Source organism: Erwinia sp. 009765445 (genome assembly GCF_058137865.1).
This window is the reverse complement of sequence record NZ_JBYUWC010000034.1, coordinates 1-22074: the sequence shown is the minus strand read 5'-3', so window position 1 is coordinate 22074 and position 22074 is coordinate 1. Positions and strand designations below refer to the sequence as shown.

Sequence of the window (22074 nt, the reverse complement as noted above, 5' to 3'; positions counted from 1 at the left end):
TTTTTCGCTATTAATCCGCCCGGAGACTTGCACCGGCGAAGGAAAGCGTGATAATCAGCAAATTGTGGTTAACATCTGGGGTAACGCCATGGAAATCCGCGTATTTAGCCAGGACGATTTTGAAGAAGTGATCACCCTCTGGGAGCGTTGCGATTTGTTACGCCCGTGGAACGATCCTGAAATGGACATCGAGCGTAAGCTCAATCATGATCCTGATCTGTTCCTGGTGGCGGTGGTCGGCGGTGAAATTGTCGGCACGCTGATGGGCGGTTACGACGGGCATCGCGGATCGGCCTATTATCTGGGCGTACACCCTGATTACCAGGGGCGGGGCTTCGCCAATGCGCTGATTAACCGGCTTGAGAAGAAGCTGATTGCGCGGGGCTGCCCGAAAATCCACGTGATGGTGCGTGAAGAAAACGATGCGGTGCTGGGCTTTTACGAAAAGCTCGATTATGAAATGCAGGACAGCGTGCTGCTCGGAAAACGCCTGATTGAAGATCGCGAATATTAACTGGCCGGGTGGCGAAGCGTCGCCCGGTTTTTCCCTCCTGTGAGCTGATGAACCTGACTTACTCCCCCGATGATTACGATGCCCGTGGCCAGCTGAAGCTGCCGGTGGGCTTCTGGATAATTCTGCTGTTACAGGCCCGAACCTGGGTGCTGTTTGTGATGGCGGGCGCCTCCAAACAGCAGGGCGCAACGCTGCTGGAGCTGTTTTATCCTGACACACGTGCTTTCTGGATTGGCCTGGGATTAGGTATTCCTGCGACGCTGGGGCTGCTGCTGACCGGTTATCGCCAGCGCCTGCCGCGTCTGTGGCAGGCATGGCACTGGGTGCTGTGCCTGGCGCTGGTGGCGATAGTGTTGCTGCAAGCCATCATGATCTGGCTGGGCGACGATCAATACTCGCCGCTGGTGATTCTGATCACCGTTTTTGACCTGCTGGGCCTTGCCTACCTGACAATGAGCCGCCGATTAAAAGACTGTTTTAGCCCGGACCTGAATGGCGAATAAAACTTTTTGCCGGAACGGGACTCCAACCAGTTCGATAACCTTTTCATCCTTCAGGTTGCAGATGCGTTCGCTGGGAGTAACCTGAAGTATTCTGAGGACAAAATTTGCCTACTATGACAGGAGTTGTAATGAAAACTGTTCGCCCGTTAGCGATTGCCGCCGCTTTACTGCTGGCCGGCTGTGCCAGTTCGGGCACCTCCACGGGATCTGACAGAGGGGCCACCTGGTGGAATCCACTGACTTATTCCTGGTCCAGCCTGGCACCGTGGCACTGGTTTGGCTCTTCTCTGAAAGTGACCGAGCAGGGTGTGGGCAAAGTGAATGGAAGCACCGCGATGAACGAAGAAGCCATCAGCGATGGGCTGAGCGGAAATTACAACGTGCGGAAGGGGATGCGTGGCGAAAACGGCGGTGTGGTGACCTTCTTTCAGGCCGTCAGTGAAAAGCAGGTTAAAGTTGAAGTGACCGGCGAAGCGACGGTCAGCCGGATTGACGTCACGGACAGCACCATCCCCACCGCTGACGGCAAAATAGTCGGCACGCCTTTCAGCGATCTCTACAGCAAGGCGTTTGGTTCCTGTCAGAAAGGCACAGGCAGCGACCGTGATGGCGTGGAGTGTAAAGCGCCGGGCAGCCAGCATATCAGCTACGTGTTCAGCGGCGAATGGCACGGTCCTGATGGCCTGCTGCCGTCCGATGAAACGCTGAAAAAATGGACCATCAGCAAAATAATCTGGCGTAAGTAAATCCTCTCCGGGCCGCTTTCCGGCGGCCCGACAACATCCGTCCAGTAATCCCCTAATCTTTGTGATCGGACAAGATAGCCACACTAACATCGGGTATGATATGCAGCAGTTCCCGTCAGGGATAAAGATACTCAGGAGAAGACCCGAATGTCCCAGATTCAGAGCGGCATTTTGTTAGAACACCGCCGTTTTGCCATTTATCTCGAAGCAATTGTTCAGGGTGATATGGCTGCCCTGCGTAGCGGTACGCACGCTTTTCTTTTGCAGCTGGCCGAGCTTCAGCAAAAATTTCCCGATGCGGGACTGGGTGCAGTGGTGGCCTTCGGAAGCGCTGTGTGGCATGACCTTAACTCTGCGGGTACTCCTTCAGAGCTGAAAGATTTCCAGCCCATGGGCAAAGGTATGGCACCGGCCACGCAACGTGACCTGCTGATCCATATCCAGTCGCTGCGTCATGACGTAAACTTCAGCGTTGCGCAGGCTGCCCTCAGCGCGTTTGGCGACGCTATCCGCATTGCAGAAGAGACTCACGGTTTTCGCTGGGTGGAAGATCGCGATCTCAGCGGTTTCGTTGACGGCACTGAAAACCCGCAGGGTGAGCAGCGTGAGGCCGTGGCGATTATCGCTGATGGAGAGAACGCGGGCGGCAGCTACGTATTCAGCCAGCGCTGGGAGCATAATCTGAAGATGTTCAACCGCATGACAGTGAATAAGCAGGAACAGATCATTGGCCGCACCAAAGAGAGCAATGAAGAGCTGGAAGGGGATGATCGCCCGGAGACATCACATGTCAGCCGCGTGGACCTGAAAGAGAACGGCAAAGGACTGAAGATCCTGCGCCAAAGCCTGCCTTACGGCACCGCCAGCGGCACCCACGGCCTGTTCTTCCTTGCCTATTGCGCCACGCTGCACAACATTGAGCAGCAACTGCTGAGCATGTTTGGCGAAACCGACGGCAAGTTCGATGCCATGCTGCGCTTCACTAAACCAGTCAGCGGCAGCTATTTCTATGCGCCCTCGTTGGCACAGCTGGCAGCGCTGTAATTGTTTTATGCCGCAGGGCGGATTCAATGCCAAACTGCGGCTAACGGGTATTTTTCAGACCGCTGGCCTTTATGAACACTCACGCTTCATTTCCCATCTACTGCATAAACAATTCCACTCGCTTATAGCTTTTTAAACTTCTAAATCACCAAACGGTATATAAAACCGTTACTGTTTTTAGTGGGGTTATAAATAAACTGATTGCTCTTCGGGCCGTGGGCCAGGCTGTCTTTCAGGGTGCAAAATGACGTTACCGATAATGAAAAAGTTCCTCAGTGGGGCGGCTTTTACCGTGCTTCTTGCCGGTTCTGCTCAGGCTACCGAGCTGCTCAACAGCTCTTATGACGTCTCTCGCGAGCTGTTTGTCGCCCTGAATGCGCCTTTTGAACAGCAGTGGGCCGCTCAGAATAATGGTGATAAGCTGACGGTCAGGCAGTCACATGCCGGTTCTTCCAAACAGGCGCTGGCGATTTTGCAGGGGCTGAAGGCGGATGTGGTGACCTACAACCAGGTGACTGACGTGCAGATTTTGCATGACCGCGGCAATCTGATCCCGGCAGACTGGCAACAGCGCCTGCCGAATAACAGCTCACCGTTTTACTCCACCATGGCTTTCCTGGTGCGGAAGGGCAATCCAAAAAATATTCACAGATGGGACGACCTGGTCCGGAGCGACGTGAAACTGGTCTTCCCGAATCCGAAAACCTCCGGTAACGGTCGTTACACCTATCTGGCCGCATGGGGTGCAGCGGATAAAGCTGATGGTAAAGATAAAGCCAAAACCGAAAAGTTTATGACCCAGTTCCTGAAAAACGTCGAAGTGTTCGACACCGGTGGCCGTGGCGCTACCACGACGTTTGTGGAGCGCGGGCAGGGCGATGTGCTGATCAGTTTTGAATCAGAAGTGAACAACATCCGCAATCAGTACGCCAAAGACGGCTACGAAGTGGTTGTGCCGAAAACCAATATTCTTGCCGAATTCCCGGTGGCGTGGATCGATAAAAATATCGCGGCTAACCACACGGAGAAAGCGGCCAAAGCCTACCTGAACTATCTCTACAGCCCGGAAGCTCAGAAGATCATCACGCAATATTACTACCGCGTGAACAATCCTGAACTGATGGCGCAGCAGAAAGAGCGTTTCCCGCCGGTCGAACTTTTCCGCGTCGAAGAGGCTTTTGGCCGCTGGGATCAGGTGATGAAAACCCAGTTTGCCAGCGGTGGCGAGCTGGATAAGTTGTTAGCAGCGGGACACCAGTAATGTTTGCCACCAAGAGTAAGCGCGTGTTGCCTGGCTTTGGTATCAGCCTGGGCAGCAGCCTGTTTTTCACCTGTTTGATCCTGTTACTGCCGATCAGCGCGCTGCTGATGCAGTTGTCAAACATGACCCTGGCACAGTACTGGGAAGTGGTGACCAATCCGCAGATGGTTGCGGCCTATAAAGTCACCCTGCTGTCGGCGGGCGTGGCGTCAGTCTTCAATGCGTTTTTCGGCTTGCTGATGGCCTGGATCCTCACGCGCTACCGTTTTCCCGGCCGCGCGCTGCTGGACGGTCTGATGGACCTGCCTTTTGCGCTGCCCACTGCCGTAGCGGGCCTGACGCTGGCAGGGCTGTTCTCCGTTAACGGGTGGTATGGTCAGTGGCTGGCGCAGTTTGATATCAAAGTTTCTTACACCTGGCTCGGGATTGCCGTGGCAATGGCGTTCACCAGCATTCCTTTTGTGGTGCGCACCGTGCAGCCGGTACTGGAAGAGCTGGGACCGGAATACGAAGAAGCAGCTGAAACTCTCGGAGCCAGCCCGTTTCAGAGCTTCCGGCGTGTGGTGCTGCCGGAAGTGGCTCCGGCCCTGCTGGCAGGAACGGCGCTGTCATTCACTCGCAGCATTGGCGAGTTTGGCGCGGTGATCTTTATCGCCGGTAACATCGCCTGGAAAACGGAAGTGACTTCACTGATGATTTTTGTGCGCCTGCAGGAGTTTGACTATCCGGCCGCCAGCGCCATCGCTTCGGTAATCCTGGCCGCCTCGCTGATCCTGCTGTTTGCGATTAACACCTTACAGAGCCGCTTTGGCCGTCGTCTGGGAGGTCACTAATGGCTGACGTTACCGAACTGAAAGGCTTACGCAGCCGCCCCAACTGGAGCAAGTGGATCCTGATAACGCTCGGGATACTGATCTCCTTTGGTCTGCTGGTCGTGCCGATGATTGCCATTTTCGCCAGTGCCTTTGCCGATGGCATTGGCGCGATGTTCAGCAACCTGAAAGATGGCGATATGCTGCATTCGATCGGGATGACGGTGCTGATGGCGCTGATTACCGTGCCGGTAAACCTGGTGTTTGGTACGCTGCTGGCCTGGCTGGTGACGCGCTTTACCTTCCCGGGTCGCCAGCTGCTGCTGACGCTGTTTGATATTCCTTTTGCCGTGTCGCCGGTGGTGGCAGGGCTGATGTATCTGCTGTTCTGGGGCGTCAACGGCCCTGCCGGCGGCTGGCTGGATGCCCATAACATTCAGCTGATGTTCTCCTGGCCAGGCATGGCGATGGTGACCATTTTTGTCACCTGTCCGTTTGTGGTACGTGAGCTGGTGCCGGTGATGCTCAGCCAGGGCAGCAACGAAGATGAAGCCGCCGTGCTGCTGGGGGCTTCCGGCTGGAAGATGTTCTGGCGTGTCACTCTGCCAAACATCCGCTGGGCGTTGCTGTACGGGCTGGTGCTGACCAATGCCCGCGCAATTGGTGAATTTGGTGCGGTCTCGGTGGTATCGGGATCGATTCGCGGCGAGACCTACACGCTGCCATTACAAGTTGAATTGCTGCATCAGGATTACAACACCGTGGGCGCATTTACCGCTGCGGGCTTGCTGACTCTGATGGCAGTTGTCACACTGTTTCTGAAAAGCGCACTGCAATGGCGTTTAGAGCGCCAGGATGTCCGTTTGCAACAGGAGGGGGAATAATGAGCATTGAAATCGGTAAAATTAACAAATCTTTCGGCCGGACCAGGGTGCTGAATGATATTTCACTGGATATCCCTTCTGGTCAGATGGTGGCGCTGCTGGGGCCGTCCGGCTCCGGGAAAACCACATTGCTGCGCATTATCGCGGGTCTGGAAAGCCAGAACAGCGGTCGCCTCAGCTTCCACGGCAAAGACGTGACCCAGGTGCATGCCCGGGACCGTCAGGTTGGTTTCGTTTTCCAACACTACGCGCTGTTCCGCCATATGACGGTGTTCGAAAACATCGCCTTCGGCCTGACCGTGCTGCCGCGCCGTGAGCGTCCTTCAGCCGCAGCGATCAAAGAGAGAGTGACCCGTCTGCTGGAGATGGTGCAGCTCAGCCATCTGGCTGGCCGCTTCCCTGCACAGCTGTCTGGTGGCCAGAAGCAGCGGGTGGCGCTGGCCCGTGCGCTGGCGGTGGAACCGCAAATCTTGCTGCTGGATGAGCCGTTCGGTGCGCTTGATGCTCAGGTGCGTAAAGAGCTGCGCCGCTGGCTGCGTCAGCTTCATGAAGAGCTGAAATTCACCAGCGTATTTGTGACCCATGACCAGGAAGAGGCGATGGAAGTGGCCGATCGCGTGGTGGTGATGAGTCAGGGCAATATCGAACAGGTAGGCACGCCGGATGAAGTCTGGCGTGAACCAGCGACCCGTTTTGTGCTGGAGTTCCTCGGTGAAGTGAACCGTTTCGATGGCGAAGTGAACGGCTCGCAGTTCCACGTTGGTGCTCATCACTGGCCGCTGGGCTACACACCAGCACACCAGGGGCCGGTTGAGCTGTTCCTGCGTCCGTGGGAACTTGACGTAAGCCGCCAGAGCAGCCTGGAGACGCCGCTGCCGGTGCAGGTGCTGGAAGTCAGCCCGCGCGGACACTACTGGCAGATGGTGGTGCAACCGGCAGGCTGGGGCCAGGAACCGGTCACGCTGGTAATGGACGGCGAGCAGACTGCGCCGATCCGCGGTGAGCGCCTGTTTGTTGGTCTGCAGCAGGCGCGCCTGTACAAAGGTGAAACGCCGCTGCGACAGGTTGCCTTTGCGCAAAGTGCCTGATATTTTCTACCGGAACAGGGTCAGGCTTGCCTGACCTTTTTTTGCCAGCTCTTTGGCTCCTTCCAGGAAAATCACACTGTGACAACGCTTGAAAACACCATCGGTAACACGCCGCTGATCAAATTGCAGCGGCTTGCGCCATCCTGCAGTGAAATCTGGCTGAAGCTTGAAGGGAATAATCCCGCCGGTTCGGTGAAAGATCGCGCCGCTTTGTCGATGATACAGCAAGCCGAGCAGCGCGGTGAGATCCGGCCGGGCGACGTGCTGATCGAAGCAACAAGTGGCAATACCGGTATCGCGCTGGCGATGATTGCGGCAATGAAAGGGTATACCCTGAAGCTGCTGATGCCGGAGAATATGAGTATCGAGCGCCAGGCGGCAATGCGCGCCTACGGTGCCGAACTGATCCTCGTCAGCCGTGAACTGGGGATGGAAGGCTCCCGCGACCTGGCAAAAGAGATGCAGGCGCGTGGTGAAGGTAAAGTGCTGGACCAGTTCAACAATCCTGATAATCCGCTGGGCCATTACCTCTCCACTGGGCCGGAAATCTGGCAGCAGTCGGCCGGTAAGCTGACGCACTTTGTCTCCAGCATGGGGACAACCGGCACTATCACCGGTGTGGGACGCTATCTGAAAGAGCAGAGCGACAGAGTGCAAATCGTTGGCCTGCAGCCCGACGAAGGTAGCAGCATTACAGGGATCCGCCGCTGGCCCGTCGCCTATCTGCCGGGCATTTACCGCCCTGAGCTGGTGGACCGGGTGATTGATATGAGTCAGGCAACAGCAGAGGAAACCATGCGGTTACTGGCTCAGCGTGAGGGTATTTTCTGCGGCGTCAGTTCAGGTGGCGCGGTCGCGGGAGCCATACAGATTGCGCAGGAGCAGCCCGGCAGCATTATTGTGGCAATAATTTGCGATCGCGGAGATCGTTATTTATCGACCGGCGTTTACCAGGGTTGAAGCTTAACTCATCAGGAGATGAAGGCTAATTCCTGCACTGTAAGGATTAGGTAAAACAGGCTGCGAATCTTCCCGCGCCGGGTGAAAATAGCGGCTACTTCACTGAGAGATTGCGCATGAAAATTTTACTGGTCGATGACGATCTGGAGCTGGGCACCATGCTCAGCCAGTATCTGATAGCCGAGGGGTTTGATGCCACGCTGGTACTGAGCGGCAAGGCAGGGATTGAGGGAGGCATGTCGGGCGAATACAGCGCGATGATTCTGGACATCATGCTGCCGGACATGAGCGGCATTGACGTGCTGCGACAGGTGCGCCAGAACTGCCGCTTGCCGGTGATTATGCTCACGGCCAAAGGCGATAATATCGACCGCGTAATCGGGCTGGAAATGGGCGCGGATGACTACGTGCCAAAACCGTGTTACCCGCGTGAACTGGTGGCTCGTCTGCGTGCCGTGCTGCGCCGCGTTGAAGAGCAGCCGGTGATTGTTGAGAGCAAAGAACTGGCCTGCTGGGGAGAACTGACCCTGAATCCGGCCACCCGCATCAGCGAGTGGAAAAAGCAGCCCTTCGACTTAACCGCCTCCGAGTTTAACTTGCTGGATCTGCTGCTGCGCTCATCCGATCGCGTGGTGTCAAAAGATGAGCTGTCGGAAAAAGGACTGGGCCGCCCGCGTGAAGCTTACGATCGCAGCGTGGACGTACACATCAGCAATATCCGACAGAAGCTGGCCGCACTGACCCGCGACACCATCACCATTGAAACGGTGCGCAGCATAGGCTATCGCATCCGATGAAAGCAGGATTCCGTGGTTTTCTGTTCTGGAAAATCCTGCTGGGATTCTGGCTGACGTTTCTGATCATGAGCCAGCTGTTATGGCTCGGCTTCCAGCTGTATGGCAAACATCATGAGCCGCCGGAAAACCTGACGGCACGCCGCATCGTCAATCTGCAGATGACCTCGGCCGTTTCCGTCCTGCAGCGGGGAGGGATGGATGCGCTGAATGATATGATGGCGGACTGGTCCCAGAGCGACCGCCGCTTTTTTTCGGTCCAGCTGATGCAGAAACCGCCTCAGGAACTGCCGCGTGGTGACCTCGACCGGGACTTACGGCCCGGCGAATTCCCCAAAGAGGTGATTGAATGGGTGACGGGGGCTGATGGTTTGCAATACCAGTTACGCTATGACGTGCAGGGCCTGCGTGAGGACAGCAAAATGGGTGGCCCACGTCGCAGCTTCCTGAACGTGCCGGAGCCGTTTCTGTTTATCGGTGGGGGAGGGGGACTGTTGTTCAGCCTGTTCCTCGCGTGGAACCTGACCAGACCGATGCGCCAACTGCGTGCAGGGTTCGACCGCGTGTCAAAGGGCGATCTCTCGGTGCGCCTGTTCCCGCAGATGCGCCGCCGTCACGACGAGCTGTCAGTAGTGGCGCAGGATTTTGATTCCATGGTGGAGCGTCTTTCGGTGCTGGTGAAAGCGCGTGAAGAGCTGTTGCATGATGTCTCCCATGAGCTGCGTTCGCCGCTTGCCCGCCTGCAGCTGGCAACCGGATTGGCAAGGCAGACGCCAGAGTCGGTTGGACAGTCGCTGGATCGTATTGATGAAGAAGCCCGCAGGCTGGATAAAATGATCGGTGAGCTACTGACCCTGTCGCGCACCGAACACCAGACCCTGCCGGATGAACAGTATTTCGATCTGCTTGGCCTGCTGGAAGCCGTCGCCAACGATGCCCGTTATGAAGCGCAAATCCCGGGTGTGGAAATTCTGCTTTTTGCCGATAAAAACACGGACTATACGGTCAAAGGGGAAGCGAATTTAATTCGCTCGGCGGTAGAGAACGTGGTGCGTAACGCCCTGCGTTTTTCCCGGCAGGGGCAGCAGGTGAAAATCTCACTGCGTCAGGAAAATGGCTGGCTGACCATCAGCGTCAGCGACCAGGGGCCGGGCGTGGATGCCGATAAACTTTCCAGTATTTTTGACCCTTTTGTGCGGGTCAATTCGCCACTTTCCGGAAAAGGTTACGGGCTGGGATTATCAATTGTCCGCAAGGTATTGCTGGCTCATCAGGGAGAAGTGAGCGCTGTCAACGGGAAGGATGGCGGGCTGGAACTGACGCTTCGTCTGCCACATTGGGTGGTTTAACAGTGCCAGCCGATGCTATTATTCCCGGCTGAAAGCGTTTGTGTTTACGTTCGTGAGGTAGGGAATGAGTAGAGTTGCTCCCAGTAAGCAACAGGAAGTTCAGCGTATTGTTGAAGCCTTGTCGGTGGCGATTGCCCAGCATCGCCTGAAGCCGGGGATGCGGCTGATTGAGGCGCAAATTGTTGAGGTACTTGGGGGCCAACCGTAATCACGTTCAGGCTGCCCTGCAGAGAATGGCGCTGGCGCATATTGTGACCATTGAGCCTAACCGTGGTGCCATGGTTGCCCGGCCTGAAGCCAGTGAAGCCCGCGAAATTTTCATTGCCCGCCGCGCCATCGAAAGCGCGATTATTTCCTGTATTACGCCTCAGGAAATGGTTCGCTGTCAGAACGAACTGGCTGCCCAGCAGCAGGCTGAAAAGAGCGCCATCGAACGTGCGGACCGTCGTGAGATCGTTCGCGAACTGAGTCAGTTTCACCTGCTGTTGGCCAACATCAGCGGCAATAAGGTACTCAGTGAAATCCTCGCTAACCTGATGGTGCGCAGCTCGCTGATTGTCGCGCTGTACCAACGTAACGATATCCCATCCTGCCAGTGCGATGAACATAGTCAGATTGTCACGGCATTGCAGGCCGGGGATCTGATGAAAGCTCAGGCGGCGATGATTGAGCATCTGGATGAACTGGAACAGCAGCTGGATCTGAAGGAAACCGTTGCGGATTCTCTGAGCCTGCGTGATGCGCTGGGCACATTCAGCTGAACGTACCAGATGTCGGACATCAGGCTGAAACCCGATCCGCAGGCATAAAAAAAGCCCCCTGATTACTCAGAAGGCTTCAGCAGGCTTTCGCGGATTACTTTCTGATGCGGATAACCGGGGTTTCGCCCACGATCACGCTACCAGTCAGTTTCACCAGCTCTTTGATCTCATCCATGTTCGAGATCACAACCGGCGTCAGCGTAGATTTCGCTTTTTCTTCGAGCAGCGGCAGATCGAATTCGATGACCACGTCACCTTTCTTCACTTTCTGCCCTTCTTCAGCGATACGCTTGAAACCTTCGCCTTTCAGCTCAACCGTATCAATGCCGAAGTGGACAAACAGCTCAATGCCGTTGTCAGACTCGATGGAAAAGGCATGATTGGTTTCGAAGATTTTACCGATGGTGCCATCGACCGGCGCTACCATTTTATTGCCAGTAGGTTTGATAGCGATACCGTCGCCAACAATTTTCTCCGCAAACACCACATCCGGTACGTCTTCGATATTGACGATTTCACCGGACAGCGGTGCTACGATCTCAATGGCTCCAGATGCGGTATCTGAATTATTGCCAAAAAGTTTTGAAAACAAACCCATGATCTTCTCCTAAGCAGTAATTTTGGGCCAGCGTCACCAGATATCAGCAGAGTGTTTTTTCTTCAATGAACTTGTTGACCAGGTTCATTAACTCTTCCGCTGTCGGTTGAGCCAGAGCCTGCTCCGCTAATGCCTTCGCATCTTCGAAATTCGTATTCCGAATGATTTTCTTGATGCGCGGGATAGAAATGGCACTCATGCTGAATTCGTCCAGCCCCATTCCCAGTAACAGTAGTGTAGCACGTTCATCGCCAGCCAGCTCACCACACATGCCGGTCCATTTGCCTTCAGCATGAGATGCATCAATAACTTGCTTGATCAGCGTCAGCACCGATGGGGTCATTGGGTTGTACAGATGAGAGATCAGGTCGTTACCACGGTCCACCGCCAGCGTGTACTGGGTCAGGTCGTTGGTGCCGATACTGAAGAAATCGACTTCTTTAGCCAGATGGTGGGCAATTGCGGCTGAAGCAGGTGTTTCCACCATAATGCCGGCCTCAATGCTCTCGTCAAAGGCTTTGCCTTCTTCGCGCAGCTGCGCTTTCAGTTTTTCCAGCTCGGCTTTCAGCGTGCGGACTTCTTCCACGGAGATTACCATCGGGAACATGATGCGCAGCTTGCCAAAGGCAGAGGCACGCAGGATAGCGCGCAGCTGAGCATGCAGAATTTCCGGACGGTCCATGGCGATACGGATTGCACGCCAGCCGAGGAACGGGTTGTCTTCTTTTGGCAGGTTCATGTACGGCAGATCTTTGTCACCACCGATATCCATGGTGCGTACGATCACCGCCTGCTGACCCATGGCTTCCGCCACGGCTTTATAGGCCTGGAACTGCTCTTCTTCGGTCGGCAGAGCATCGCGGTCCATAAACAGGAATTCAGTACGGTACAGGCCGACACCTTCGGCGCCGTTACGCTCTGCGCCTGCGACGTCACGCACGGTACCTATGTTGGCGCACACTTCCACCTGATGGCCGTCCAGCGTGATGGCTGGCAGATCCTTCAGTTTGGCGAGGTCGTTTTTCTCGGTCACGTACTGATTGTGGATCGCCTTCAGTTCGTCGATTTTGTCCTGAGACGGATTCACGTAAATGTTGTTATTTACGCCGTCGAGGATCAGAAAATCGCCGTTCTTGACCTGAGTGGTGACATCGCCGGTACCGACGATGGCTGGCAACTCCAGAGAGCGTGCCATGATCGAGGTGTGAGAAGTCCTGCCACCCAGATCGGTAATAAAGCCCAGCACCTTGTCCAGGTTAAGCTGTGCGGTCTCTGATGGCGTGAGATCTTTTGCAACCAGCAGCACCTCATCAGCGATAGCGCTGAGGTCAACAATGTGCAGGCCCAGAATGTTCTGCAGCAAACGCTTACCGATGTCGCGTACGTCAGCCGCACGCTCTTTCAGGTATTCGTCATCCAGCTCTTCCAGCGCCTTGGCCTGGCCTTCAATCACAGAGAAAGCGGCCGCGTCGGCAGAAGCCAGATCGTCTTTAATCAGGGCTATGATTTCCTGTTCCAGCTCTTCATCTTCCAGCAACATAATGTGGCCTTCGAAGATGGCTTCTTTCTCTTCACCGAAAGTTTCTCCGGCTTTGATTTTGATCGCTTCCAGCTGCGCGGCAGCTTTGCTACGACCATCAAGAAAACGCTGAACTTCCTGCTCAACCTGGTCGGCAGAAATCTTTTTCCGGTTGATGACTATCTCATCTTCTTTCAGCAGAAGCGCTTTACCAAAAGCGATGCCCGGTGATGCTAAAATGCCTGAAATCATAACCCTACCTTTTTAATAACGGTCGACTGCCAGGGCAATCGTTCCGGAAACTGTCGGCCAAATCCACTCAGCGAGCCGGTCACGCAAATGATGATTGCAACACGCTGACTACAGTCGTCTGGCACCGTGGGGTACTTTACGAAAGCAACAACGCGGACATTCTGTCCGCGATCAATATGTTTGCAAAAATTTGCCTGAAAGGCCGCGCGTGAAAAAAGGCGCTTATTCGAGCTCTGCCATCAGTTTGACCAGGTGCTCAACGGCTTTCTGCTCGTCTTCACCTTCCGCAGACAGGGTCACTACGGTGCCCTGAGTCAGACCCAGAGTCTGCAGCTTGAACAGGCTTTTTGCGCTGGCTGATTTACCGTTAGAGGTCACGGTGATTTCAGAGGCAAAGGCTTTAGCTTCTTTCACGAACTGAGCAGCAGGGCGGGTGTGCAGACCGTTAGGTGCGGTAATGGTAACTTCTTGCTGGAACATTATGTTTCCCCAACTTAATTTGGTTTGGTGTTGTCGTTCTAAAGTCTAGCCTGGTGGCATGACTTTAGCCTGGATGTGTCGCGCTGGCCTGCGTACGAAGACGCGCCAAAAAATGCGCTGGTAAAAGGTCGGGAGGCGACGGGCTAAAACCGGTGATTTCGGACTCGCGTTTCCCTATCCCATTATGCCGCGATTTGCGTTGCCGCGCCAAACCAGTAAATCGATTCAGCTTGATCCATTTCACGCAGCGATTAATTTTGTGGATCGAAATAATTGGGTGCTTAGATACCAGACTGTCACGGGTAAAAGCAATCTACAGGGTGACAAAAGTTTGATGTAGTCCACAAAAAAGCACCCGTTTGGGTGCTTTTTTAGACTAATCCGCACTAATGGCGTTACTGTTGCAATTCTTTCTCAGTGAAGAGATCGGCGAACAGAGCAGTACTCAGGTAACGCTCGCCAGAAGAGGGCAGGATCACCACAATATTCTTGTTCGCGAAGGCTTCGTCTTCCTGTAATTTCAGCGCGGCCGCAACGGCAGCACCGGAAGAAATCCCGGCCAGAATGCCTTCTTCTTCCATCAGACGACGGGCAGTAGAAATTGACTCTTCATTGGTGATAGCCACCACGCGGTCGACCAGATTCAGATCCAGGTTACCCGGGATGAACCCTGCGCCGATGCCCTGAATTTTGTGTGGGCCAGGTTTGATCTCTTCACCCGCCAGCGCCTGAGCGATAACCGGAGAATCCGTTGGCTCCACGGCCACGGTGATCAACTCTTTCTTCCCTTTGGTGTTTTTGATGTAACGGCTGACGCCGGTCAGCGTACCCCCGGTACCCACACCAGCGATAAACACGTCCACTTCACCGTCGGTATCTTCCCAGATTTCAGGGCCGGTGGTTTTTTCATGGATTTCCGGGTTTGCCGGATTGCTGAATTGCTGCAGCAGCACAAATTTGTCCGGATCGCTGGCGACAATCTCTTCCGCTTTAGCGATGGCGCCTTTCATGCCTTTCGCACCTTCGGTCAGCACCAGGTTTGCGCCCAGCGCTTTCAGCAGCTTGCGGCGCTCAACGCTCATGGTTTCCGGCATAGTCAGGGTCAGCTTGTAGCCACGCGCTGCTGCCACATAGGCCAGCGCAATCCCGGTGTTACCACTGGTTGGCTCAACCAGTTCCACGCCCGGTTTCAGAATGCCACGTTTCTCCGCGTCCCAAATCATATTGGCACCGATACGGCATTTAACGCTGAAGCTGGGGTTGCGGGATTCCACTTTTGCCAGAATGCGACCGTTACCGATGCGGTTCAGTCGAACCAGCGGCGTATGACCGATTGTTAACGAGTTGTCTTCGTAGATCTTGCTCATAGCCCGTCCTTAACTGTATGAAATATTGGGAACGCTAAGAGCATACCCCGTTGAGTTTTTCCTGGAAGTAAAGAAATCGTATATATATATGTTATGCAGCAATAAGGGCTAATCAAAAGGCATAAGCCTTAATTCACCCGGCCCAGCGTACTGCGGTAACGGTCAACCCACATCGCCGTGGCACCACAAACGGCCACTGGCATGATCGCCAGGTTAAGAATCGGAATCATCGTAAACAAACTCACCAGCGCGCCAAACTGCATGTTGTCGGTTTTGTGTCTTTTAAGCGCACTGCGCATCTCACGGAAGCTCACTTTGTGGTTATCAAAGGGGTAATCACAGTACTGGATAGCCAGCATCCAGGCGCTGAACAGGAACCACAACAACGGTGCCACCGTCTGACCAAAACCGGGAATGAAATAGAGCAGCAGTAAAACAACTGCCCTTGGCAGATACCATGCCAGTTTCTGCCACTCTCGCTTCATGATGCGGGGCAGATCTTTCACCATGCCAGCCCAGCCACTGTCTGGCAGCGGTTTGCCCGTCAGCCTGCCTTCAAGTTGTTCCGCCAGCAGCCCGCAGAACGGCGCGGCTATCCAGTTAGCGACGGTTGAGAAAAAATAGCTGAACACCAGCAGAATGGAGATCACCGTCAGTGGCCACAGCAGATAGCTGAGCCACTGTAGCCAGCCAGGCACGTAAGACATCAGCGCGGGCATCCAGTTGCCCAATTGCCAGAACAGCCAGATAAAAGCGCCCCCCATCAGCAGAATGTTCACCAACAAAGGGATGATAACGAAACGTCGGATACCCGGCAGGCGGATCAGCTTCCAGCCCTGGGAAAAATAGTGGATACCATTGGCAGATGGTGGAGTAGGGGATTGGATCATGTCCTGCTTTCCTCAAATTGCGACCTTGCGACGCTATCATAACTCAGCCATTTACGCTGACCAGTGGGGTTTTGGACGAAAAAACAGCAAAAAACCGTGTCGACCCACGCTTATTTGTCAGAAAATACTGCACGGACTTGCACTTGTTAACCTGGGCAAATACAGTTAGAGGATAAAGTTTGCCGCGGTGGCAAGGTATTGGAACAACAGAGAATACAATGATGCAGGATTTGCGTCTGATATTAATCGTTGTTGGCGCGATCGCTATAATAGCGCTTCTTCTTCACGGCCTGTGGACCAGCCGTAAAGAGCGCTCATCCGTTTTTCGCGATCGTCCTCATAAACGTTTAAAACAGCATAGAGAAGAGTCGCCTGACGACGTCGAAGATGGCGTTGGTGAAGTGCGTGTTCAGCGTACCCGCTCGCGTGTGGAAGAAGATGATGAACCTGCTGTAGGGGCGTTTGACCGGGACGAAGCGCCACCGCGTCCGTCAAAACCGCGCGCTCAACCGGAACCGGTTCGCCATCAGCCGCAGGTTGATGAACAGCCTGAACTGGATCCTCTTTTCGGGGGGGAGTTGCCACATGCGCCAGAGCCGGAGTTTGATCAAGAGCCGGTTCGTCGTTCACCGCAGGAAGCACCGCGTCAGCCAGTTGCGCCTCAGCCAGTTCGTCCTGCTCCTGTCGCTCAGCAGCCTCAGGCTGAACCTGAGCTGGAGTATGTCGAAGATCCGGATGAGGAAGAAGAAGCCGCACAGCCTGCTGCCGCTCCAGTGCAGGAGCGCCTGAAAGAGACCGTACTGGTTCTCCACGTCGGCGCTCATGCCGGTGGTGTACTGAACGGTGAAGCCCTGCTGCAGGGCGTTCTTCAGGCCGGTTTCCAGTTTGGGGAAATGAATATTTTCCACCGTCACCTGAACCCGGCGGGCAGTGGCCCGGTCCTGTTCAGCCTGGCGAATATGGTGAAACCGGGCTCCTTCAACCCGGATGAAATGACTGATTTCTCTACGCCTGGCATCTCTATCTTTATGATGGTGCCCTCCTATGGTGATGCGAATCAGAACTTCAAGCTGATGCTGCAGTCAGCCCAGCGTATCGCTGACGATGTCGGTGGTGTGGTGCTGGATGATGAGCGCCGGATGATGACGCCACAGAAGCTGGAAACCTATAAAAATCGCATTCGTGAAGTGATTGAGGCCAACGCCTGATCCGCACTTAACGAGTCCGAAATTTCCTGAATTCAAGACCCCCGCCTGTCGGGGGTTTTTTATCGCTATGGTGCCGCTATGGAATCCTTACAAGACAAAATTACTGCCCTGCAAACCACGCTTCGCCACTACGAATACCAGTATCACGTGCTGGACGAACCTGCCGTGCCGGATGCGGAATATGACCGCCTGATGGGTGAACTGCGTGAGCTGGAAGAGGCGCACCCGGAGCTGATCACCCCGGACTCGCCAACTCAGCGGGTTGGTGCAGCACCACTGAGCGCGTTTGAGCAGGTGCGCCATGAAGTGCCGATGCTGTCGCTGGACAACGCCTTTGATGAAGAGAGCTACCTGGCGTTCAATAAGCGTGTGCAGGATCGGCTGAAAAGCACTGATGACATCACTTTCTGCTGTGAGTTGAAACTGGATGGCCTGGCAGTGAGCCTGCTGTATGAAGATGGCCTGCTGGTCCGGGCGGCAACACGTGGTGATGGCACCACCGGTGAGAATATTACCGCTAACGTCCGGACCATTCGCGCCATTCCACTGCGCCTGCGTGGTGATAATATTCCGGCAAGAATCGAGGTTCGTGGCGAAGTGTTTATGCCACAGCCTGGCTTCGAAGCGTTGAATGAAGAAGCACGCCGCACCGGCAGCAAAGTTTTTGCTAACCCGCGTAATGCCGCCGCCGGTTCGCTGCGACAGCTCGATCCCCGTATTACCGCTAAACGCCCGTTGACCTTTTTCTGTTATGGCCTGGGCCTGCTTGAAGGCGGCGAGATGCCGCGTAGCCATATGGCTCGCCTGCAGCAATTTAAAGCCTGGGGCCTGCCGGTCAGCGATCGTATCCGCCTGTGCCATACCTCTGCTGAAGTGCTGGCCTTCTACCGCGAGGTCGAAGAGGATCGCGCCACGCTCGGTTTTGATATCGATGGCGTGGTGATCAAAGTGGATTCGCAGGATCTGCAGGAACAGCTGGGTTTTGTTGCCCGCGCGCCGCGCTGGGCCGTGGCTTTTAAGTTCCCGGCGCAGGAACAGATGACCACGGTACGGGACGTGGAGTTCCAGGTAGGACGCACCGGCGCGATTACTCCGGTAGCTCGTCTGGAGCCTGTCCAGATCGCTGGCGTGATGGTCAGCAACGCCACGCTGCATAACGCCGATGAGATCGATCGTCTTGGGCTGCGTATCGGCGACCGTGTGATGATCCGCCGTGCCGGGGATGTGATCCCGCAGGTGGTGGGTGTGATCGAAGCAGAGCGTCCGCAGGATGCCAGAGAAGTTGTTTTCCCTGTCCATTGTCCGGTCTGTGGCTCTGACGTTGAGCGTGTGGAAGGCGAGGTGGTTGCGCGTTGTACCGGCGGTCTTATCTGTGGTGCGCAACGCAAGGGAGCGCTGAAGCATTTCGTCTCACGCCGTGCGATGGATGTGGATGGCATGGGCGACAAAATCATCGACCAACTGGTCGAGAAAGAGTACGTCAAAACGCCAGCGGACCTGTTCACTCTCACCGCGGGAAAATTGACCGGCCTGGACCGCATGGGGCCAAAGTCGGCGCAGAATGTGGTTAACGCGCTGGAGAAGGCCAGACAGACCACGCTGGCCCGCTTCCTCTACGCGCTGGGGATCAGCGAAGTTGGTGAAGCTACCGCCGCAAACCTTGCGGCACATTTCGGCTCACTGGAAAAGATTATGGAAGCGGATCTTGAAGCATTGATTGCGGTGCAGGATGTCGGTACCGTTGTCGCTGCGCATGTCCGGAATTTCATGATTGAGGAGAGTAACCGCGAGGTGATCCGCCAGCTGGTTGAGGTGGCTAAAATTACCTGGCCTGCGGTTACGGTGGTAAAAGCCGAAGAGATTGACAGTCCCTTTGCCGGGAAAACTGTGGTACTGACCGGTTCGCTGTCCATTTTGTCGCGTGATGAGGCGAAAGATCGCCTGACCGCGCTGGGCGCGAAGGTCAGCGGCAGCGTGTCAAAGAAAACCGATCTGGTGATTGCCGGAGAAGCGGCAGGATCGAAACTGGCAAAAGCGCAGGAGTTGGGGATTGCGGTCATCGACGAAGCTGAGATGATCCGACTGCTGGATGACTAACATGGAAAAAGAGCATCTGATTGAGATAGCCAATACCGAAATGCCCTTTGGCAAATACAAAGGGCGGGTATTGATCGACCTGCCAGAACCCTACCTGCTATGGTTCGCCCGCAAGGATGAATTCCCTGCGGGGCATCTGGGCGAACTGATGCAGCTGACGCTGGCGATTAAAATCGAAGGGCTTGAAGGGCTGGTTAAGCCGCTAAAGAAGACATAGTTCAATTTAGCGGCTCACAGGCCTGTACTGTCCGGCAACAATCAGCGCCATCCTGATGGCGCTGTCAGCGTTTATTTCTGCGACTCGACCATGGCTTTGCCTGGTTTTCCTTCCTGTACCTGTTTCTCTGCCAGCTTCTCACCCGCTTTTTTATAGCGTTGTGCCAGCACTGAACAGATCATCAGCTGTACCTGATGGAAAATCATCAACGGCAATACGATGATCCCTACTGATGCGGAAGGGAACAGGATGTTGGCCATCGGCACGCCGTTGGCCAGACTTTTCTTGGAGCCACAGAACAGGATAGTGATCTCATCCGGGCGGTTAAAGCCGAACATCCGTGCGGCCAGCAGGTTGACGAGCAGTACAACAAACAGCAGACCCAGGCTGCCAGCCACGATATAGAGCAGGGTACCCGCCCCCACGCGATGCCAGATACCGTTAACCACTGCCTCACTGAAGGCAGAATAGACCACCAGCAGAATGGAGGCCTGGTCGGTTTTGCCAATCAGCCCACGGTGTTTTTCCACCCATCCGGCAATCCAGCGGCGGGAGATATGTCCCAGCACGAACGGCAGCAGCAGCTGCAGCATGATTTTGCCAATTTGCTCCAGGTTACCGCCCGCAGCGTCGTTATGCACGTTCATCACCAGCCCGACCAGCAGGGGGGAAATAAACACGCCCAGCAGGCTGGAAGCCGAAGCGCTGCAAACTGCGGCAGCCACGTTACCCCCCGCAAGCGACGTCAGCGCGATGGCAGACTGAACGGTGGCTGGGAGGATGCACAGATAGAGAAAACCGGTATAGATTTCCGCACTGACCGGCAGAGGATGCCACCAGACGAACAGCAGGCCGAGGATCGGGAACAGCACGAAGGTGCTGAACATGACCCACAGGTGGAGACGCCAGTGACTGCCACCGGCGATAATTTTTTCGCGAGACAATTTGGCACCGTGCATAAAGAACAGCAGGGCGATGGCCGCGGTAGTCAGCCATTCAAAGAAATCGACAAAATGACCGCGTGCAGGCAGGAAGGAGGCCAGCAGTACGGTGATAATAAGTTTGACCATCAGGGGATCGAGTCGAAAGAAACGCATTGTTAATGCCCGGTTAAAAAAATCGATAGCGCTATTGTGCGACGGGTGGGTTTAGAAATAAAATTAATTTATTAAATTCTTATATGAAAAAAATCGATGAATTACAGCCTTCGTCAACTTCGTGTGTTTGTCGCCGTTGCTCAGCAGGGCAGTTTCAGCCAGGCCGGACAACTGATTGGCCTCAGCCAGTCTGCTGTCAGCCACAGTATTAAAGAGCTGGAAAGTGAGATGGGCATCCGTCTGCTGGATCGCACCACCCGCGAAGTCTTGCTGACCGAAGCCGGTGAGCAACTTGCCAGCAGGCTTGAGCGGTTGCTGGAAGAATTGAACACCACCCTGCTGGATGTGCGTAGCTACGGGCAGCAGCGCAGCGGCACGGTGCGGGTTGCCGCGAGCCAGACGATCTCCGCTCACCTGATGCCGCAATGCCTGGCAGGCAGTCAGCTGCATTTTCCTGAAATAAAGGTAATGTTGCGGGACAGGCCCCAGCAGTGGGTGTTGCAGAGTATCCGTAATGCGGAAGTCGACTTTGGCATCGTTATCGGGCCACTGCCGGTAGAAGATTTTGAATGCGAGGCCATTCTCGATGAGCCTTTTCTGCTGCTGTGCCGCCAGGATGACCCACTGGCGCGGCAGCAGACTATTCGCTGGCAGATGTTGAATAACCGGCAACTGGTGTTACAGGACTATGCTTCCGGTAGCCGGGTGCTGATTGATGAAGCGCTTCGGGTTCAGCAGGTTCAGGCAGAGATTGTGCAGGAGATTGGTCATCCGGCGACGCTGTATCCAATGGTGGAGGCGGGGATTGGCATCAGTATTCTTCCCGCGCTGGCGTTGCCGTTACCGCAAGGACGGCCCTTACTGGTCAGGAGAATGGTACCGGAAATTAATCGCACTATTATGCTGGTGCGTCGCAGGAACAGGTCACTGGCGCCAGCGGCTGAAGCCATCTGGCAGGAAGTACGCCAGCAGGCTGCCCTGCTGACGCAACAACGCGAGAACATGCCAGAGTTTTAAATATAAACGTTCAGCGAGTTGGTTGCCGTGGGACGGTTAACGCCATCCGCAGCTTTAGTGGTAGCAGCCGTCGTCGACTCTTTCTGAGCGTTCTGCTTCTCTGTTGCCTTTTCTGCCTGCTGCTGTTCGATCTGGGCGATCTGAGATTCGATCATCTGGATCTGGGCCTGGATCATCACCTGCTGTTTTTGCTTTTCCTTTTCATCCATACCCGAGTTTTGGCTCAAGTCTTTAATCTGTTGCTGGAGTTGAGAAATCTGTTTATAAAGGCCGGCAATTTGCGAGGTGGATCCACTACCGCTTGAACTCCCGGAAGCAACAGTATTGGTAATGGTTGTCATCATTTTCTCCTTTTTAATGTGCCAATAATGGCTATCGGCATGTTGGGCTAAAACTTGATAACAAGATGCGTCATTAGGGCCAGGGCGCCTTTCTACATTGGTGGGTCGTGCAGGATGACTCGGCTGAAGCCTCGCCCTTCGGGCCGTTGCCTTTGGCAACGTTGTCTCTCTTCGTTCGACTCGACCTGCTGCAGGTTCGAACCCTGCCCGAATTGCAGACAGCAAAAAGGCGCCTTTAGGGCGCCTTTCTACATTGGTGGGTCGTGCAGGATTCG

Annotated in this window: 22 protein-coding genes, 1 other RNA gene and 1 pseudogene; 16 read left to right on the top strand and 8 right to left on the bottom strand. The window is 55.0% G+C overall.

Annotated elements, in window-relative coordinates; genetic code table 11:
* Window positions 1–88: 88 nt before the first annotated feature.
* The 12 genes and pseudogenes from AC3Y5R_RS23580 (at window position 89) to AC3Y5R_RS23525 (ending at window position 10716) form a co-directional block, all read left to right on the top strand.
* Window positions 89–514 (top strand): GNAT family acetyltransferase, encoded by a 426-nt coding sequence (locus tag AC3Y5R_RS23580; protein WP_158782578.1) that lies wholly within the window; start codon window positions 89–91, stop codon window positions 512–514.
* Window positions 515–561: 47 nt separating this feature from the next.
* Window positions 562–1017 carry a DUF2919 domain-containing protein gene (locus tag AC3Y5R_RS23575; RefSeq protein WP_489923339.1) on the top strand — a complete coding sequence of 152 codons (456 nt, stop codon included), beginning with the start codon at window positions 562–564 and terminating at the stop codon, window positions 1015–1017.
* 128 nt (window positions 1018–1145) lie between these two features.
* Window positions 1146–1763, top strand: a complete 618-nt coding sequence (locus AC3Y5R_RS23570; protein ID WP_489923338.1) for an RpoE-regulated lipoprotein — start codon at window positions 1146–1148, stop codon at window positions 1761–1763.
* Between the two features lie 147 nt (window positions 1764–1910).
* Window positions 1911–2807 carry a Dyp-type peroxidase gene (locus AC3Y5R_RS23565; protein ID WP_489923337.1) on the top strand — a complete coding sequence of 299 codons (897 nt, stop codon included), beginning with the start codon at window positions 1911–1913 and terminating at the stop codon, window positions 2805–2807.
* Window positions 2808–3051: 244 nt separating this feature from the next.
* Window positions 3052–4068, top strand: coding sequence for a sulfate ABC transporter substrate-binding protein (locus AC3Y5R_RS23560; RefSeq protein ID WP_489923336.1), 1017 nt, complete (start codon window positions 3052–3054; stop codon window positions 4066–4068).
* Complete coding sequence (gene cysT, locus AC3Y5R_RS23555; protein WP_158782573.1) at window positions 4068–4901, top strand: sulfate/thiosulfate ABC transporter permease CysT; 834 nt, start codon at window positions 4068–4070, stop codon at window positions 4899–4901. The genes AC3Y5R_RS23560 and cysT overlap by 1 nt, the downstream gene beginning before the upstream one ends.
* Complete coding sequence (gene cysW, locus AC3Y5R_RS23550) at window positions 4901–5764, top strand: sulfate/thiosulfate ABC transporter permease CysW (protein WP_158782572.1); 864 nt, start codon at window positions 4901–4903, stop codon at window positions 5762–5764. The genes cysT and cysW overlap by 1 nt, the downstream gene beginning before the upstream one ends.
* Window positions 5764–6852: a sulfate/thiosulfate ABC transporter ATP-binding protein CysA gene (gene cysA / locus AC3Y5R_RS23545; RefSeq protein WP_489923335.1), complete on the top strand. Its 1089-nt coding sequence runs from the start codon at window positions 5764–5766 to the stop codon at window positions 6850–6852. Before cysW ends, cysA begins: the two co-directional genes overlap by 1 nt.
* Before the next feature lie 78 nt (window positions 6853–6930).
* On the top strand, window positions 6931–7812 hold the full coding sequence (cysM, locus tag AC3Y5R_RS23540; protein ID WP_489923334.1) for a cysteine synthase CysM: 882 nt from the start codon (window positions 6931–6933) through the stop codon (window positions 7810–7812).
* Between the two features lie 116 nt (window positions 7813–7928).
* Window positions 7929–8609, top strand: a complete 681-nt coding sequence (locus AC3Y5R_RS23535; protein ID WP_489923333.1) for a response regulator transcription factor — start codon at window positions 7929–7931, stop codon at window positions 8607–8609.
* Window positions 8606–9955 (top strand): ATP-binding protein, encoded by a 1350-nt coding sequence (locus tag AC3Y5R_RS23530; protein WP_158782568.1) that lies wholly within the window; start codon window positions 8606–8608, stop codon window positions 9953–9955. Before AC3Y5R_RS23535 ends, AC3Y5R_RS23530 begins: the two co-directional genes overlap by 4 nt.
* Before the next feature lie 64 nt (window positions 9956–10019).
* A pseudogene (locus tag AC3Y5R_RS23525) lies at window positions 10020–10716 on the top strand (GntR family transcriptional regulator).
* A 94-nt stretch (window positions 10717–10810) separates the two neighbouring features.
* Here the strand turns inward: AC3Y5R_RS23525 and crr are convergent.
* The 5 genes from crr to cysZ all read right to left on the bottom strand — a co-directional run bounded on the left by crr (window position 10811) and on the right by cysZ (window position 15822).
* A complete protein-coding gene (gene crr / locus AC3Y5R_RS23520; protein WP_489923332.1) occupies window positions 10811–11314 on the bottom strand; it encodes a PTS glucose transporter subunit IIA in 504 nt (167 codons plus the stop codon).
* 43 nt (window positions 11315–11357) lie between these two features.
* Window positions 11358–13085, bottom strand: a complete 1728-nt coding sequence (gene ptsI / locus AC3Y5R_RS23515; RefSeq protein WP_158782565.1) for a phosphoenolpyruvate-protein phosphotransferase PtsI — start codon at window positions 13083–13085, stop codon at window positions 11358–11360.
* A 222-nt stretch (window positions 13086–13307) separates the two neighbouring features.
* Window positions 13308–13565, bottom strand: a complete 258-nt coding sequence (gene ptsH / locus AC3Y5R_RS23510) for a phosphocarrier protein Hpr (protein ID WP_034916267.1) — start codon at window positions 13563–13565, stop codon at window positions 13308–13310.
* A gap of 395 nt (window positions 13566–13960) precedes the next feature.
* Window positions 13961–14932, bottom strand: coding sequence for a cysteine synthase A (gene cysK, locus AC3Y5R_RS23505; protein ID WP_158782564.1), 972 nt, complete (start codon window positions 14930–14932; stop codon window positions 13961–13963).
* Window positions 14933–15060: 128 nt separating this feature from the next.
* On the bottom strand, window positions 15061–15822 hold the full coding sequence (gene cysZ / locus AC3Y5R_RS23500; protein ID WP_489923331.1) for a sulfate transporter CysZ: 762 nt from the start codon (window positions 15820–15822) through the stop codon (window positions 15061–15063).
* 218 nt (window positions 15823–16040) lie between these two features.
* Here cysZ and zipA point away from each other — a divergent pair, with 218 nt between their 5' ends.
* From zipA to AC3Y5R_RS23485, 3 genes are all read left to right on the top strand, one after another.
* Entirely contained in the window at window positions 16041–17030 is a 990-nt protein-coding gene (gene zipA / locus AC3Y5R_RS23495; RefSeq protein ID WP_489923330.1) for a cell division protein ZipA, read from the top strand.
* A gap of 78 nt (window positions 17031–17108) precedes the next feature.
* Window positions 17109–19127, top strand: coding sequence for an NAD-dependent DNA ligase LigA (gene ligA / locus AC3Y5R_RS23490; protein WP_489923329.1), 2019 nt, complete (start codon window positions 17109–17111; stop codon window positions 19125–19127).
* A gap of 1 nt (window position 19128) precedes the next feature.
* The gene (locus AC3Y5R_RS23485; RefSeq protein WP_158782560.1) at window positions 19129–19344 is read left to right on the top strand and encodes a DUF3820 family protein; all 216 of its coding nucleotides are present in this window, start codon (window positions 19129–19131) and stop codon (window positions 19342–19344) included.
* A gap of 71 nt (window positions 19345–19415) precedes the next feature.
* Here the strand turns inward: AC3Y5R_RS23485 and AC3Y5R_RS23480 are convergent, their stop codons facing one another.
* Window positions 19416–20441 (bottom strand): bile acid:sodium symporter family protein, encoded by a 1026-nt coding sequence (locus AC3Y5R_RS23480; RefSeq protein WP_489923328.1) that lies wholly within the window; start codon window positions 20439–20441, stop codon window positions 19416–19418.
* Between the two features lie 96 nt (window positions 20442–20537).
* Between AC3Y5R_RS23480 and AC3Y5R_RS23475 the strand changes: the two genes are divergently transcribed.
* Window positions 20538–21458: a LysR family transcriptional regulator gene (locus tag AC3Y5R_RS23475; RefSeq protein ID WP_489923327.1), complete on the top strand. Its 921-nt coding sequence runs from the start codon at window positions 20538–20540 to the stop codon at window positions 21456–21458.
* Here AC3Y5R_RS23475 and AC3Y5R_RS23470 read toward each other — a convergent pair.
* Together AC3Y5R_RS23470 and AC3Y5R_RS23465 are read right to left on the bottom strand one after the other, a co-directional pair.
* Window positions 21455–21799 (bottom strand): FlxA-like family protein, encoded by a 345-nt coding sequence (locus AC3Y5R_RS23470; protein ID WP_489923344.1) that lies wholly within the window; start codon window positions 21797–21799, stop codon window positions 21455–21457. The two genes, AC3Y5R_RS23475 and AC3Y5R_RS23470, sit on opposite strands and share 4 nt — an antisense overlap.
* A 98-nt stretch (window positions 21800–21897) precedes the next feature.
* Window positions 21898–22022: non-coding RNA, RtT sRNA (locus AC3Y5R_RS23465), on the bottom strand.
* Window positions 22023–22074 lie beyond the last annotated feature (52 nt).

Excerpts from the sequence above, each read along its gene's own strand:
- AC3Y5R_RS23580 (WP_158782578.1), top strand. The coding sequence starts at position 89 with ATGGAAATCCGCGTATTTAGCCAGGACGATTTTGAAGAAGTGATCACC.
- AC3Y5R_RS23575 (WP_489923339.1), top strand. The coding sequence starts at position 562 with ATGAACCTGACTTACTCCCCCGATGATTACGATGCCCGTGGCCAGCTG.
- AC3Y5R_RS23570 (WP_489923338.1), top strand. The coding sequence starts at position 1,146 with ATGAAAACTGTTCGCCCGTTAGCGATTGCCGCCGCTTTACTGCTGGCC.
- AC3Y5R_RS23565 (WP_489923337.1), top strand. The coding sequence starts at position 1,911 with ATGTCCCAGATTCAGAGCGGCATTTTGTTAGAACACCGCCGTTTTGCC.
- AC3Y5R_RS23560 (WP_489923336.1), top strand. The coding sequence starts at position 3,052 with ATGACGTTACCGATAATGAAAAAGTTCCTCAGTGGGGCGGCTTTTACC.
- cysT (WP_158782573.1), top strand. The coding sequence starts at position 4,068 with ATGTTTGCCACCAAGAGTAAGCGCGTGTTGCCTGGCTTTGGTATCAGC.
- cysW (WP_158782572.1), top strand. The coding sequence starts at position 4,901 with ATGGCTGACGTTACCGAACTGAAAGGCTTACGCAGCCGCCCCAACTGG.
- cysA (WP_489923335.1), top strand. The coding sequence starts at position 5,764 with ATGAGCATTGAAATCGGTAAAATTAACAAATCTTTCGGCCGGACCAGG.
- AC3Y5R_RS23535 (WP_489923333.1), top strand. The coding sequence starts at position 7,929 with ATGAAAATTTTACTGGTCGATGACGATCTGGAGCTGGGCACCATGCTC.
- AC3Y5R_RS23530 (WP_158782568.1), top strand. The coding sequence starts at position 8,606 with ATGAAAGCAGGATTCCGTGGTTTTCTGTTCTGGAAAATCCTGCTGGGA.
- crr (WP_489923332.1), bottom strand. The coding sequence starts at position 11,314 with ATGGGTTTGTTTTCAAAACTTTTTGGCAATAATTCAGATACCGCATCT.
- ptsI (WP_158782565.1), bottom strand. The coding sequence starts at position 13,085 with ATGATTTCAGGCATTTTAGCATCACCGGGCATCGCTTTTGGTAAAGCG.
- ptsH (WP_034916267.1), bottom strand. The coding sequence starts at position 13,565 with ATGTTCCAGCAAGAAGTTACCATTACCGCACCTAACGGTCTGCACACC.
- cysK (WP_158782564.1), bottom strand. The coding sequence starts at position 14,932 with ATGAGCAAGATCTACGAAGACAACTCGTTAACAATCGGTCATACGCCG.
- cysZ (WP_489923331.1), bottom strand. The coding sequence starts at position 15,822 with ATGATCCAATCCCCTACTCCACCATCTGCCAATGGTATCCACTATTTT.
- zipA (WP_489923330.1), top strand. The coding sequence starts at position 16,041 with ATGATGCAGGATTTGCGTCTGATATTAATCGTTGTTGGCGCGATCGCT.
- ligA (WP_489923329.1), top strand. The coding sequence starts at position 17,109 with ATGGAATCCTTACAAGACAAAATTACTGCCCTGCAAACCACGCTTCGC.
- AC3Y5R_RS23485 (WP_158782560.1), top strand. The coding sequence starts at position 19,129 with ATGGAAAAAGAGCATCTGATTGAGATAGCCAATACCGAAATGCCCTTT.
- AC3Y5R_RS23480 (WP_489923328.1), bottom strand. The coding sequence starts at position 20,441 with ATGCGTTTCTTTCGACTCGATCCCCTGATGGTCAAACTTATTATCACC.
- AC3Y5R_RS23475 (WP_489923327.1), top strand. The coding sequence starts at position 20,538 with ATGAATTACAGCCTTCGTCAACTTCGTGTGTTTGTCGCCGTTGCTCAG.
- AC3Y5R_RS23470 (WP_489923344.1), bottom strand. The coding sequence starts at position 21,799 with ATGACAACCATTACCAATACTGTTGCTTCCGGGAGTTCAAGCGGTAGT.